Origin of the sequence: Curtobacterium sp. 22159 (genome assembly GCF_052045775.1) — a bacterium.
Classification (GTDB): Bacteria; Actinomycetota; Actinomycetes; order Actinomycetales; family Microbacteriaceae; genus Curtobacterium.
On the sequence record NZ_JBQEPN010000019.1, the window covers coordinates 1 to 13,418 of the forward strand.

Here is a 13,418-nt window from a genome sequence, read left to right on the forward strand (position 1 = left end):
GCTCCCCGAGGGCTCGCGCGCCACGGACGAGAAGGGCGGCGCGGACATGATCAAGCGGTTCATGCGCGACGAGGTCCTCGAAGCCGTCCAGCGTCTCCAGCCGATCGCCGATCAGGCCGGTCTGACCCTCGCCCAGCTCGCCATCGCGTGGACGCTGCAGAACGACAACGTCGCCTCGGCGATCGTCGGCGCGTCCCGCCCCCAGCAGGTCACCGACAACGTCAAGGCGGCCGGCGTGCGGCTCGAGGCCGAGGCGCTGCGGGCCATCGACGAGGCGCTCGGGGACATCCCGGAGCGCGACGCGTCGAAGAACGTCAGCCCGGCGTCGCGTCCCGCGTAGACGCTCGCCCGCTCGTCGACGGGAGGCGCGGTGCCGGCTGGCACCGCGCCTCCCGTCGTGTTCGCGGAGCCCGCTCCGCGCGCAGTCTGACCGACTTCGCAGAGCGCTCGTCGGATCGTCGCAGCTGCTGCCCGATACCGTGGGAGGCTGAGCGCAAGGAGCACCATGAGCACGACCCTGGTCATCATCCCGACCTACGACGAGGCGGAGAACGTCCGTCCCATCGTGGCGCGCACGCTGGCCGCCACCGACGACTCGGTGCACGTGCTCGTCGTGGACGACAACTCACCGGACGGCACCGGCGACATCGCCGACGAGATCGCCCGCGAGACCGAGCGCGTCCACGTCATGCACCGCACGGTGAAGGACGGCCTCGGCGGCGCGTACCTCGCCGGCTTCGCCTGGGGGCTGGAACACGGGTACGAGAAGCTCGTCGAGATGGACGCGGACGGCTCGCACCACCCGGAGTACCTGCCCTGGATGCTCGAACTCGCCGACACGAACGACCTCGTCCTCGGGTCCCGCTGGGTCCGTGGCGGCGAGGTCGAGAACTGGCCGTGGTACCGCGAACTGCTGTCCCGCGGCGGCAACCTCTACACCCGCATGGCCCTCGGCATCGCCGTGCGCGACGCGACCGGCGGCTTCCGGGTGTTCACCTCGCGGGCGTTCGAGCGGATCGACCTCGCGGGCGTCGCGTCGAAGGGGTACTGCTTCCAGGTGGACCTCTGCTGGCGCGCGCTCGAGGCGGGCCTGCGGGTCGTCGAGACCCCGATCACGTTCACGGAGCGGGAGTTCGGTGTCTCGAAGATGAGCGGCAACATCGTGCGCGAGAGCCTCACCCTCGTGACCAAGTGGGGCATCGACCGACGGCTGCGCGAAGCACGTTCCCTGGTGAAGGACCACCGTCGGCTGCCGTCGGTGCGCACGAACGCGCACGCGGTCGCCGACCGCACGGCGTGACGGTCGTCTCGCCCGACGTGACATCAGGCGCGGTGCCGGTCGGCACCGCGCCTGACGTCGGTCGGCCCCGGCCGCTCAGCGCACGACGACGATGCCCCGGCCGGTGAACCGGACGCAGTCGGTCTCGACCTCGGCCTCGCCGAACCGGTACAGCTCGTCGCCGGTCGCGCCGGGTACGGGCACCTCGGCGGCGTCGTCGAGGAAGTTCACGACGACGTGCACCGGCGGGACGTCGGGGCCGAGCAGCCCTCGGGTCAGGACGAGCCAGCGACGGTCCTCGCTGAACCGCACGGCGTTGGCCTCGTACCGTGGGTCGACGAACGCCTGGTCCGTCCGTCGCAGGGCGATGAGCACCCGGTAAGCGCGGAGGATCGCCGCGCCCCGCTCGGAGTCGACGTCCGACCAGTCGAGCTTCGAGTTCGTGAACGTCGACGGGTCCTGCGGGTCCGGCACGGCCGATTCGTCCCAGCCGTGCTCGGCGAACTCTCGGATGCGGCCCTCGGCCGTGGCCTTGCCGAGCTCCGGTTCGGGGTGCGACGTGAAGAACTGCCACGGCGTCGTCGCGGCGAACTCCTCGCCCATGAAGAGCATCGGCGTGAACGGGCCGAGCAGCGTCAGGGCCGCGGCGATGACGAGCCCCTCGTCGGAGAGCGTGGCCGCCAGCCGGTCGCCGGCGGCCCGGTTGCCGATCTGGTCGTGGTTCTGGTTCGCCACGACGAGGGCGGTCGTCGGCGAGGTCCCGCGGTCGATCGGACGCCCGTGCCGCTTCCGGCGGAACGACGACCACGTACCGTCGTGGAAGAACCCGTGCTGCAGCACCTTCGCCAGCGCCGACAGTGGTGCGAAGTCCGCGTAGTAGCCGTTCGTCTCGCCGGTGAGCGCCACGTGCACGGCGTGGTGGAAGTCGTCCGACCACTGGCCGGCCAACCCGTACCCCGCGGCCTCCTGCGGTCGGAACATGATCGGATCGTTGAGGTCCGACTCGGCGATGAGCGACAGCGGTCGGCCGACGAACGCCGAGAACGCGTCGGTCTCCGAAGCCATCGCCTGCAGCACGTGCGGCCGCGTGGTGTCGCGGATGGCGTGGACCGCGTCCAACCGGAGCCCGTCGACGTGGTGGTCGCGGAACCACATGCGCACGTTGTCGAGCACGTACCGGCGGACCTCCGGGTGCTCGACGTTCACCGAGTCGCCCCAGGTGTTGCCGAGGCCCTGCAGCAGGTACGGCCCGTAGAGCGGCAGGTAGTTCCCGCTCGGCCCGAGGTGGTTGTACACGACGTCCTGGATGACGCCGAGACCGAGCGCGTGCGCCCGGTCGACGAACCGGTCGTAGGCGTCCGGACCGCCGTACGGGGCGTGCACGGCGAACCAACCGACACCGTCGTACCCCCAGTTCCACTCGCCGTTGACGGCGTTGACGGGCAGGAGCTCGACGAACTCGACCCCGAGCTCCACGAGGTGCTCGAGCTTGGCGGCCGCTGCGTCGAGGGTCCCCTCGGGCGTGTAGGTGCCCACGTGCATCTCGTAGACGACGCCGCCACGGGCCGGGCGTCCGGTCCACGCGTCGTCCGTCCACGAGAACCGCTCCGGGTCGACGACCTCGGAGGGGCCGTGGACGCCCTCGGGCTGGAACCGGCTGCGGGGATCGGGCCGGACGGCGTCGTCGTCCCCCAGGCGGAAGCCGTACCGGGCGCCGACGACGGGGACGATCGCGTCGGTGGTCCACCAGTCGTCGGAGCCGCGGGTCAGCGGGTACTCGGTGCCGTCGACGACGAGGCGCACGCGCTCCGCGGTCGGTGCCCAGACGGCGTAGCGGTCGGGTGCGGTCATGCGTGCCCCTCCAGGATGTCGATGTCGGCCTGCGCGTCGGACTCGACGACGGATCCGGCGTCGGCGGTCGTGGTCCGTGCGGTCCCGTGGTCGGTCGCCTCGGCGACGTGCGCGGGGACGAGCAGCGCCACGGGGAAGTCCGTGAGCAGTTCGGCGAGCGCGATGCCCCGGTCTGCGGGGAGCCGTCGACCGGTCAGGAGGTCCACGCGCTCCAGTGGGCTGGCGTGCACGAGGGTGTCGCCCCAGCCGCCCACCCGTTCGAGACCGATGGGCAGCCGGGTGGCGATGGTGATCGCGCCGCCGCGGTCGAACGCGACGACGTGGTCGGCCGCGCTCCCGGTCGCCTCGAGGGCGAGGTAGCGGGAGAACAGCTCCGGGTGGTCGCGACGCAGCCGCAGGGCACGACTGGTCACGAGGAGCTTCGCGGCCCCGTCGAGCCCGATGCCGGGGAGGCGCTCCGGGCCGTCGTCGTCCGGTCCGTCGAGTTCCGCCAGGACGTGTCGGCGTTCGGCGTAGTCCACCGGGCGGCGGTTGTCCGGGTCGACCAGCGAGCGGTCCCAGAACTCGGTGCCCTGGTAGACGTCGGGGACGCCCGGCGCCGTGATCTGCACGAGTTTCTGCCCGAGGCCGTTCGACCAGCCGGCGGCGTCGATGCGTTCGTCGAGGGCGTCGAGCACGGCGACCACGGCAGCGTCGTCGAACGCGGCGTCGACCAGCGCGTGCATGCGACGCTCGAAGTCCTCGTCGGGGGACGTCCACGTGGTGCTGTCCCCGGCCTCACGCGACGCCTTCTCGGCGTAGGCGTGCAGTCGTTCACGGCTCGCCGGCCGCGCCCCCACGATCGCCTGCCAGAGCAGGTCCGCCAGGACGGCGTCGTCGAGCGGCGCCAGCGACTGCAGCCGCTCGAGCGTGGCCGTCCATTCGTCACCGAGCTCGGCGAGCACGGCGATGCGGGCGCGGGTGTCCTCGCTGCGCTTGGTGTCGTGCGTCGTGAGGGTGGTCATCGTGTTCGGCCAGCTGCCGAGGCGGTCCCGTTGTGCCTGGTGGAAGTCGTCCACCGTCACGGAGAAGACGCTCGGGTCGCCGCCGACCTCGCTGAGCGACGTCAGGCGTGAGGTGCGGTAGAACGCGGTGTCCTCGACGCCCTTCGCCATCACCATGCCGCTGGTCTGCTGCAGCCGGATCGCCGCGGCGTTCGACGGGTCGACGAGTGCCGGGGCGATGCGGTCGATCACGTCGTCGAGGTCCGGTCGGGTCTCGGCAGCGCGCTCGAGCGCCGTGATGAGGTGGTGTGCGCCCTCGGGCAGGTACGTGCGGTACACGTCGAAGGACGCCACGATCTCGGCGAGGGCGTCGACGATGCGCTCGTGCGGGAGCTGCGGGGCACCGGCACCGGCGGTCGAGGGGCCGAGCAGCCGGGCCAGGCGTTCGACCTCGCTGCCGAGGATCCCGTCGGCGATGCCGCGGCGGGTGTCGTGCGTGAGCTGTTGCCAGTCGGTCGGCTCCGCGCCCGAGGCGGCCGTCAGGGGCTCCTCGCCGGCGGGGTCGACGAAGACCCGGTCGAGCACCCCGAGGGCGTCGTACCCGGTGGTGCCGTCCACCGGCCAGCTCGACGGCAGTGCCTCACCCGGCTCGAGGATCTTCTCGACGAGCGTGTAGGCGCCTCCGGTCAGCCCGGCGAGGTCCTGCAGGTACCCGGCGGGGTCGTACAGGCCGTCCGGGTGGTCGATGCGGAGGCCGTCGACGAGTCCGTCGCGGAACCACGAGCCGATCGTGTCGTGCGAGGCCGCGAACACCTCGGGCTCCTCGACCCGGATCGCCGCGAGCGTGTTGACCGCGAAGAACCGGCGGTAGTTCAGCTCGTGGTCGGCGCGCTTCCAGTGGACGAACTCGTAGTGCTGGCGTGCGTGGACGTCCTCGACGGTGTCGCCGTCGTGGACGGTGCCGGGGGCGGTCGGGTAGGCGGTGTCACCCAGGTACAGACGGCCGTCACGGAGGGTCACGCCGTCGAGCAGACGATCGTCGAGCACCGGCACCCGGAGCCTGCCGTCGCCGGCTTCCCAGTCGACGTCGAACGCCCAGGCCACGGGCGAGCCCTGCCCGTGCTCGAGCAGCGACCACCACCAGGGGTTCGCCGCGGGGGTGGCCACGCCGACGTGGTTCGGGACGACGTCGACGAGGACACCGAGGCCCGCCGCGTGCGCCGCTTCCGCGAGCACCCGGAACGCCTCGTCGCCGCCGCGCTCGGTGTCGACGTGCGAGTGGTCGACGACGTCGTAGCCGTGCTGCGACCCCGGCTCCGCCTGGAGCACGGGGGACAGGTACAGCCAGTCGGCCCCGAGGTCCCGGACGTAGTCGACGAGGTCCGCCGCCGCCGTCAGGTCGAAGTCCGACGTGACCTGGACGCGGTAGGTGGAGACCGGGACCCGACGGGCGGTCACTGCTGGCCGCCGGAGGTGTCGGACGGAGCGGTCGCCCCGGCGGGGTTCGCGGGCGTGACGGCGTCCTGCGGCGCCGGGGTCGCCGGGCGTTCCGCCGAGGTGTCGACCGGCGTGACCGTGACCTCGTGGTCGGGCTCGGCGCGCAGGACGATCATCGAGCGCGCGGGGACGTCGAGCGGGGTACCGGGTTCGAGCACCTCGTCACGAGCGCCCGGGTCCGCCGTGTCGATCCGGACGGTCCAGCCGGGCGCGTACTCCTCCGGCGGGATGGTGAACGTCACGGTGTCGTCGTGGGCGTTGAAGTACGTGATGAAGCCCACGTCGGTGACGCGCTCGCCGCGGGCGTCGCGGCCCCGGATGCCGTTGCCGTTCAGGTACATGCCGACGCTCTTGCCGAAGCCGGAGTCCCAGTCCTCCGGCTCCATCGCGTCGCCGGCCGGCGTGAGCCAGACGACGTCGGGCAGCGGCTCGCCCTCGCCCCGTCGGACCGGCCGCCCGTTGAAGTAGCGGGTGCGCCGGAAGGTCGGGTGGTCGTGGCGGAGCTTGACGACGTCGGCCGTGAACTGGATGAGGTCCTCGTCAGCGGTCTCCCAGTCGATCCAGCTGAGTTCGGAGTCCTGTGCGTAGACGTTGTTGTTGCCGGACTGCGACCGTCCGAGCTCGTCGCCGTGCGCGATCATCGGCACGCCCTGGCTGAGCAGCAGCGTCGCCAGGAAGTTCCGTCGCCGCTGGAGCCGCAGGGCGTTCACCGACTCGTCGTCGGTCGGCCCTTCTGCGCCGGAGTTCCAGGACCGGTTGTGGCTCTCGCCGTCGTTGTTGTCCTCGCCGTTGGCCTCGTTGTGCTTCTCGTTGTAGGCGACGAGGTCGTACAGCGTGAAGCCGTCGTGGGCGGTGATGAAGTTGATGCTCGCCTTGGGGGTGCGGCCGTCGTGCTCGTAGAGGTCCGCCGAACCCGAGATCCGCGAGGCGAACTCGCCGAGCGTCGAGGGCTCGCCGCGCCAGAAGTCCCGAACCGTGTCGCGGTACTTGCCGTTCCACTCGGACCACTGCGGCGGGAAGTTGCCGACCTGGTAGCCGCCGGGGCCGACGTCCCACGGCTCGGCGATGAGCTTCACCTGCGACACGATCGGGTCCTGCTGGACGAGTTCGAAGAACGCCGACAGCCGGTCGACCTCGTAGAACTCGCGGGCGAGTGCCGCGGCGAGGTCGAAACGGAACCCGTCGACGTGCATCTCGGTCACCCAGTACCGCAGCGAGTCCATGATGAGCTGCAGCGAGTGCGGGTGCCCGACGTTGAGCGAGTTGCCGGTGCCCGTGTAGTCCATGTAGTACCGCTTGTCGTCGTCGACGAGGCGGTAGTACGCCGCGTTGTCGATGCCGCGGAACGACAGGGTCGGGCCGAGGTGGTTGCCCTCGGCGGTGTGGTTGTAGACGACGTCGAGCACGACCTCGATGCCGGCGCGGTGGAGCTCGCGCACCATCGTCTTGAACTCCTGGACCTGCTGGCCCTGGTCGCCCGAGGACGAGTAGTGCGAGTGCGGCGCGAAGAAGCCGATCGTGTTGTAGCCCCAGTAGTTCGACAGTCCCTTGTCCTGCAGGGTGGAGTCGTTCACGAACTGGTGCACGGGCATCAGCTCGAGCGTGGTGACGCCGAGCCGCTGGAGGTGCTCGATGACCGCGGGGTGTGCGACGCCGGCGTAGGTGCCGCGCTGCTCCTCGGGGACGTCCGGGTGGGTCTCGGTGAGGCCCTTGACGTGCGCTTCGTAGATGACCGTCTCGCCGTACGGGGTCCGCGGTGCGCGGTCGCCCTGCCAGTCGAAGAACGGGTTGATGACGACGCCCTTCATCATGTGCGACGCCGAGTCGTCGTCGTTCGTCGAGTCGGGGTCGCCGAACGTGTACGAGAACAGCGACTGGTCCCAGTCGATGTCCCCGCTGGTCGCCTTCGCGTAGGGGTCGAGCAGCAGCTTGCTCGGGTTGGCGCGCAGTCCCTTCGCGGGGTCGTACTCGCCGTGGACACGGAACCCGTACTGCTGTCCGGGGCCGACGTTCGGGAGGTACGCGTGCCAGACGTACGCGTCCACCTCGACGAGGGGGACGCACTCTTCGTTGCCGTCGTCGTCGAAGAGACAGAGATCGACGCGCTCTGCGACCTCGCTGAAGAGCGCGAAGTTCGTGCCGCTTCCGTCGTAGGTCGCACCGAGCGGGTACGGGTTGCCGGGCCAGGTGTGCAAACGGTCCTCCAGGTGTGGGTGGCGCCAACATATCGGCGCTGGCCGTCCGCGTCCGCAGACAAGGCACAGCCGTGGGCGGTTCGTGGACACCGCGTCCTGTGGAGGGAGGGGCGAGTAGCCTCGCGCGCATGGCCAACATCGTCACGCAGATCGCAGACAAGGTGCGCCCCGTGGGCGTCTCCACGAACTACGGGGAGCCGGTCGAGGTCGGCGACCAGACCCTCATCCCGGTGTCGCTCGGCTGGTTCGGCTTCGGCGGCGGCGGTGACGGCGACGAGAACGGCGGCGGGGGCGGCGGTTCCGTCTCGATCCCGATCGGCGCGTACGTCCGCCGACCGGGCCGGGACCTCGAGTTCGAGCCGAACCTCGTCTCGCTGCTCGCGGTGAGCGTCCCGGTGATCTGGGTCACCGGGACGGTGCTGCGCAAGCTGGTGCGCGTCCTCAAGAAGTGACGTCCTGACGAACGGGAGGCGCGGTGCCGGTCGGCACCGCGCCTCCCGTTCGTCACGCAGTCGCGTCCCGTCTACACTGGCGGGACACACACGGGAGTCCGGGACCGCCGGGCTGAGAGGGAGCGAGTGGCGCTCCGACCGTCGAACCTGATCCGGATCATGCCGGCGCAGGGAGGAGTCAGGACCATGTCCACAGGCACGTCGTCAGCCGTACCGTCCACCGCGAAGCGCTCGTTGCGCTGGCGCGTCGTCGACATCGTCGTCGCGAGCGTGCTCGCCGTCGCGATCGGTGTCGTCTTCAAGGTCTGGGAGTTCCCCTACGAGCCGCTCAGCGCCGCGATGACGCTCCTGCTCCCGGGCACCCAGGCGTTCTTCGGCGGCGTCTGGCTGCTCGCCGGTCCGGTCGTCGCGATCATCGTCCGCAAGCCGGGAGCGGCGTTGTACGCCGAGATGGTGGCCGCTTCCGTCGAGGCCCTGCTCGGGACGCAGTGGGGCTGGCTGACGCTCGAGGCCGGACTCGTGCAGGGTCTCGGCGCCGAGCTCGTCCTCGCGCTGTTCCTGTACCGCAGCACCCGCCTGCCGGTCGTGGTGCTCGCCGGTGCGGCCGCCGGGCTGGCGCTCGGCCTCAACGACACGCTGCTCTGGTACGCGGCCCTCGACGCGGGCTTCAAGGTCGCGTACGTGGTGTCGGCGATCATCGGCGGTGCCGTGATCGCCGGGGCCGGCGGGTGGCTCCTCGTCCGCGCGCTCGCCGCGACCGGCGTGCTCTCGTCGTTCGCCGCTGGACGGGAACACGCCAGGCGCCGGAACCGCGCCGTCGCGTGAGCACCGCGTCCGGGACGACGCCGGCACGGATCACCTTCCGCGACTGGGGCTGGCGCTACGCCGACCGCGGTGACTGGGCGGTCCGTGGCGTCGACCTGACGGTGGAGCCGGGGGAGCGCGTCGCGATCGTCGGGCCGTCGGGAGCGGGCAAGTCGACGCTCCTGCGGGCCGTCGCCGCGGTGCTCCCCGATGAACCGGACGACGCGGACGACACCGCGGCGTCGGTGCAGGGCACGGTCCTCGTCGACGGAGCCGACCCCCGCGCGGTCCGCGGACGCGTCGGCCTCGTCATGCAGGACCCCGAGGCCCACACCGTGATGTCCCGCATCGGGGACGACGTCGCGTTCGGGTGCGAGAACCTCGGTGTCCCGCGTGCGGAGACCTGGGAACGCGTGCGATCGGCGCTCGACGTCGTCGGCCTCGACCTGCCGCTCGACCGATCGACCACGATGCTGTCCGGTGGCCAACGGCAGCGGCTGGCCCTCGCGGGCGTGCTCGCCATGCGGCCCGGCGCGCTCGTGCTCGACGAACCGTGCGCGAACCTCGACCCGGCGGGCGTCGAGCAGGTGCACGGCGCCGTCCGGGCGCTGCTGGACGCCACCGGCGCCACGATGCTCGTCGTCGAACACCGCATCGGCACCTGGCTCGACCTGGTCGACCGGCTCGTGCTCCTCGAGGCCGGCGGGGGTGTGGTCGTCGACGGCCCGCCCGACGCCGTGCTCGCATCGCACCGGGAAGCGCTGACCGCGGCCGGAGTGTGGGTGCCCGGCTCCGGACCCGCCCGCGCTTCCGCCCGCCGCGCGGACCGCACCGAGGGCGACGAGCTGCTCACGGCGCGCTCGCTCGGCACCGCCCGGGGCCGACGCCAGCCGGTCGGTCGCGGGATCGACCTCGACGTCCGCGCCGGTCGGGTCCTCGCCGTCACCGGGCCGAACGGCGTCGGCAAGTCCACGCTCGGACTCACGCTCGCCGGGCTCCTCCGACCCGCCGAGGGGACGCTCCGGGCCACCCGCGCGCTCACCGACGACGACGAGGACGCACCGGCAGCCTGGACGAGCCGTCGCCTCGCCGCCCGGATCGGCACCGTGTTCCAGGACCCCGAGCACCAGTTCGTCGCCCGGACCGTCCGCGAGGAGCTCGCCGTCGGACCGCGCGCACTCGGTCTGCCCGACGTGGACGCCCGTGTCGACGAGCTGCTCACCGACTTCGGCCTCGCGCACCTGGCGGACGCCAACCCGTTCACCCTCTCCGGCGGCGAACAGCGACGGCTCGCGATCGGGACCGTCATCGCCGCCCGTCCGCCCGTCGTCGTGCTCGACGAACCGACCTCCGGGCAGGACCGCGCGACGTGGCAGGCCGTCGTCGACCGGCTCGGCGCGCTCGCGGATTCGGGCACCGCCGTCGTCGCCGTCACGCACGACCGCGACCTCGTGCGGGCGCTCGACGCCGACGAGGTCGTGCTCGGGCCGTCCGGCGCGACCCCGGCCACCGACGACACCGACGACATCGACGCGGCGCCCGACGCGCCGCACGTCGGCGACCCAGCGCTCCCGCACCGCCCGCGCAGCACGGCGGTGCAGCGGTGACCGCCCCGACTCCCGCGGCCGGTGCACCCGACCGCGCCGCGCCTCCAGGACGCCCCGACGGAACGGAGCGGGCCCGCGGCATCCGCGGAGTGCAACCGGTGGCCCCGCTGCTCGGCGTCCTCGCGCTGGGCGTCTGCCTCGTGACGAGCCTCGACGTCGTCACCGCAGCGGTCGCCCTCGGCATCGAGGTCGCGCTCCTGCCGCTCCTCCGCATCCCGCCCCGGACCCTGCTGCTCCGCACGTCACCCGTCCTCGTCGCCGTACCCCTCACGGCCATCAGCATCGCGCTGTACGGGCGGCCCTCCGGACGACACTGGTTCGACCTCGGCCCCGCGCACGTGACCGACGGATCGCTCACCCTCGCGCTCGCGACCGCGTTGCGGGTGCTCGCGGTCGGGCTGCCCGCGGTCGTGCTGTTCATCCGGGTCGACCCCACGGACCTCGCGGACGGCCTCGCGCAGCTGCTGCGCCTCCCGGCCCGGTTCGTGCTCGGCGCGCTCGCCGCCGTCCGGATGATGACCCTGCTCGGTGAGGACTGGCGGCAGCTCGGGATGGCGCGTCGCGCGCGCGGCGTCGCCGACACCGGTCGGCTCCGGCGCGGGGCGACCATGGCGTTCGCCCTCCTCGTGCTCGCACTCCGCCGCGCCACCACGCTCGCGGTCGCGATGGAGTCGCGCGGGTTCGGCGCTCCCGGACGGCGGACCTGGGCACGGACGGCACGGTTCGCGGGGCCGGAGTGGGCGATGGTGGGGGTGCTCGTCGGGATCGGCGTCGTGTCGATCAGCGTGGCCGTGTGCGCCGGGACGTGGCGTGCCTGAGCGCTCGGCCGTGGACGACGCACTCGTGGACGAGCTCGTGGCCCGGGTCGCGGCCGGCGCCGACGACGGCCGGACCGAGCGGGTCGTCGTCCTGGTCGACGGACGCTCGGGCACCGGGAAGACGACCCTCGGCGACGCCCTGGCGGAACGCCTCGGCGCGCAGGTCGTGCACCTCGATGACGTCTACCCCGGATGGGACGGCCTCCGGGCGGCGTCCGACGCGGTCGTCACGGACGTCCTCGGAGCACGCTCCGGGTACCGCCGGTGGGACTGGGCGGCCTCGGAACCGGACGGGTGGACGGCGGTCGACCCGCGCCTCCCGGTGGTCGTCGAGGGGTGCGGTGCGCTGTCGCGTGACTCGGCCCCGCTCGCGACCCTGCGCGTCTGGCTCGAGGCGGACGACCGGACCCGGTGGCAGCGGGCGATCGGCCGGGACGGCGAGGTGTTCGCGCGGCAGTGGGAACGCTGGGCAGCGCAGGAGGAAGCGTTCATCGCGGCCGAGGACCCGGCAGCCCTCGCCGACCTCGTGGTGCGGACGGATCGGCGGCACCCGCACGCCGCCGGGCTCCGCTCGGGTCGACCGCGAACGCCGCCGCCACGACGCTGAGCACCGCGTACACACCGATGTAGGCGCACAGGATCCACGGCGAGCCCTCACCGACCTCGACGAACACGGCCGCCAGCAACGGCGTGAGCCCCACCGAGAAGATCGACCCGATCTGGTACCCGAGGCTCATCCCGGAGTAGCGCCGCCCGGTGGGGAACTGCTCGGCGAACCACGCGGCCTGGGGTCCGTAGATGCTGTCGTGGAACACGCACATCCCGACCAGCGCCACGAGCGGCAACAGTGCGAGCGGCCCCGCGTCGAGGAACGCGAAGAACGGCCAGACGAGCACCCCGATGCCGATCGCCGACCCGATGGTGAGCACCCGGCGCCCGACCCGGTCGGACAGCCAGCCCCAGAACGGCGTGGACACGAGTGAGACAGCGGAGATGATCAACACGGCCTGCAACCCGGCGGCGGACCCGTCCTCGCCGCGCTTCGCACCGAGGTACGTCAGCGAGTAGGTCGTCAGGATCGAGTACAGCGCCGGCTGGACGAGCCGCAGCCCGGCGGTGACGAGGATCGCCCGCGGGTGCCGTCGGATCGCCTGCCAGACCGGGAAACGCTCGACGCCGCCGGAGGCGCGCAGCTCCTGGAACACGGGCGCGTCCTGCACACCGAGCCGGATGACGAGCCCCACGGCGACGATGACGGCCGAGAACAGGAACGGCAGTCGCCACCCCCACGCGAGGAACACCTCGTTGCCGAGCACGGTCCGCACGAGCGTGAACACGCCGGTCGCGAGCAGCATCCCGCCCGCCGATCCCATCTGCGTGAAGGCGCCGAAGAGCCCGCGGTGACGCTCGGGCGCGTGCTCGACCGACAGCAGCGCGGACCCGCCCCACTCGGCACCGGCCGCGACCCCCTGCAGCAACCGCAGGAACACCAGCGCGACGACCGCGCCGATGCCGATCGTCGCCGCGGACGGCACCGCACCGATCAGCGTCGATGCGACCCCCATCAGCACCAGCGACGCGACGAGCAGCTTCTTCCGGCCGATCCGGTCGCCCAGGTGCCCGGCGATCACCCCGCCCAGCGGCCGTGCGACGAAGCCGACCCCGTAGGTCGCGAACGAGGCGATCACGCCCACGGCCGGCGTCACGGCCGGGAAGAACGTCGGCGCGAACACGAGCGCGGACGCCGTCGCGTACAGGTAGAAGTCGTAGTACTCGACGGTCGTGCCGACGAAGGACGCCAGCGCGACACGACGACGCGTCGCGCTGGTGGACGGTGCGGTGGGCCGGACGGGAGGCGCGGCTGCGGTGGTCGGGGTCGACATGCCTCAGGAGCATGGCCGGGTCCGGCGCGCCGGGGAACACCCCGCGTAA

At 72.3% G+C, this 13,418-nt stretch carries 11 protein-coding genes and 1 riboswitch; of the genes, 7 read left to right on the forward strand and 4 right to left on the reverse strand.

Annotated elements, in window-relative coordinates:
- Positions 1–340, forward strand: a 340-nt coding sequence (locus ACTJKO_RS17085) for an aldo/keto reductase (RefSeq protein WP_440690510.1), incomplete at its 5' end; no start/stop codon positions are given.
- A gap of 165 nt (positions 341–505) precedes the next feature.
- Positions 506–1,300: a polyprenol monophosphomannose synthase gene (locus tag ACTJKO_RS17090; protein WP_440690512.1), complete on the forward strand. Its 795-nt coding sequence runs from the start codon at positions 506–508 to the stop codon at positions 1,298–1,300.
- Between the two features lie 75 nt (positions 1,301–1,375).
- Here ACTJKO_RS17090 and treZ read toward each other — a convergent pair whose 3' ends face one another.
- The 3 genes from treZ to glgX are packed head-to-tail and all read right to left on the reverse strand — an operon-like array spanning position 1,376 to position 7,805.
- Entirely contained in the window at positions 1,376–3,130 is a 1,755-nt protein-coding gene (gene treZ, locus ACTJKO_RS17095) for a malto-oligosyltrehalose trehalohydrolase (protein ID WP_440690514.1), read from the reverse strand.
- A complete protein-coding gene (gene treY, locus ACTJKO_RS17100) occupies positions 3,127–5,571 on the reverse strand; it encodes a malto-oligosyltrehalose synthase (RefSeq protein ID WP_440690516.1) in 2,445 nt (814 codons plus the stop codon). The genes treZ and treY overlap by 4 nt, the downstream gene beginning before the upstream one ends.
- Positions 5,568–7,805: a glycogen debranching protein GlgX gene (gene glgX, locus ACTJKO_RS17105; RefSeq protein WP_440690518.1), complete on the reverse strand. Its 2,238-nt coding sequence runs from the start codon at positions 7,803–7,805 to the stop codon at positions 5,568–5,570. Before glgX ends, treY begins: the two co-directional genes overlap by 4 nt.
- Positions 7,806–7,933: 128 nt before the next feature.
- Here glgX and ACTJKO_RS17110 point away from each other — a divergent pair, with 128 nt between their 5' ends.
- The 5 genes from ACTJKO_RS17110 to ACTJKO_RS17130 all read left to right on the forward strand — a co-directional run bounded on the left by ACTJKO_RS17110 (position 7,934) and on the right by ACTJKO_RS17130 (position 12,093).
- Positions 7,934–8,257: a hypothetical protein gene (locus ACTJKO_RS17110; RefSeq protein ID WP_440690520.1), complete on the forward strand. Its 324-nt coding sequence runs from the start codon at positions 7,934–7,936 to the stop codon at positions 8,255–8,257.
- A gap of 80 nt (positions 8,258–8,337) precedes the next feature.
- A riboswitch (TPP riboswitch) is annotated at positions 8,338–8,449 on the forward strand.
- Positions 8,444–9,082: an ECF transporter S component gene (locus ACTJKO_RS17115; RefSeq protein WP_440690522.1), complete on the forward strand. Its 639-nt coding sequence runs from the start codon at positions 8,444–8,446 to the stop codon at positions 9,080–9,082. Its footprint overlaps the riboswitch before it by 6 nt.
- On the forward strand, positions 9,079–10,668 hold the full coding sequence (locus tag ACTJKO_RS17120; RefSeq protein WP_440690524.1) for an ABC transporter ATP-binding protein: 1,590 nt from the start codon (positions 9,079–9,081) through the stop codon (positions 10,666–10,668). The genes ACTJKO_RS17115 and ACTJKO_RS17120 overlap by 4 nt, the downstream gene beginning before the upstream one ends.
- On the forward strand, positions 10,665–11,486 hold the full coding sequence (locus tag ACTJKO_RS17125) for an energy-coupling factor transporter transmembrane component T family protein (RefSeq protein WP_440690526.1): 822 nt from the start codon (positions 10,665–10,667) through the stop codon (positions 11,484–11,486). Before ACTJKO_RS17120 ends, ACTJKO_RS17125 begins: the two co-directional genes overlap by 4 nt.
- A 10-nt stretch (positions 11,487–11,496) precedes the next feature.
- On the forward strand, positions 11,497–12,093 hold the full coding sequence (locus tag ACTJKO_RS17130; RefSeq protein ID WP_440690528.1) for an ATP-binding protein: 597 nt from the start codon (positions 11,497–11,499) through the stop codon (positions 12,091–12,093).
- Here the strand turns inward: ACTJKO_RS17130 and ACTJKO_RS17135 are convergent.
- Positions 11,975–13,369 (reverse strand): MFS transporter, encoded by a 1,395-nt coding sequence (locus ACTJKO_RS17135; protein ID WP_440690530.1) that lies wholly within the window; start codon positions 13,367–13,369, stop codon positions 11,975–11,977. The genes ACTJKO_RS17130 and ACTJKO_RS17135 overlap by 119 nt on opposite strands.
- Between the last annotated feature and the right edge of the window lie 49 nt (positions 13,370–13,418).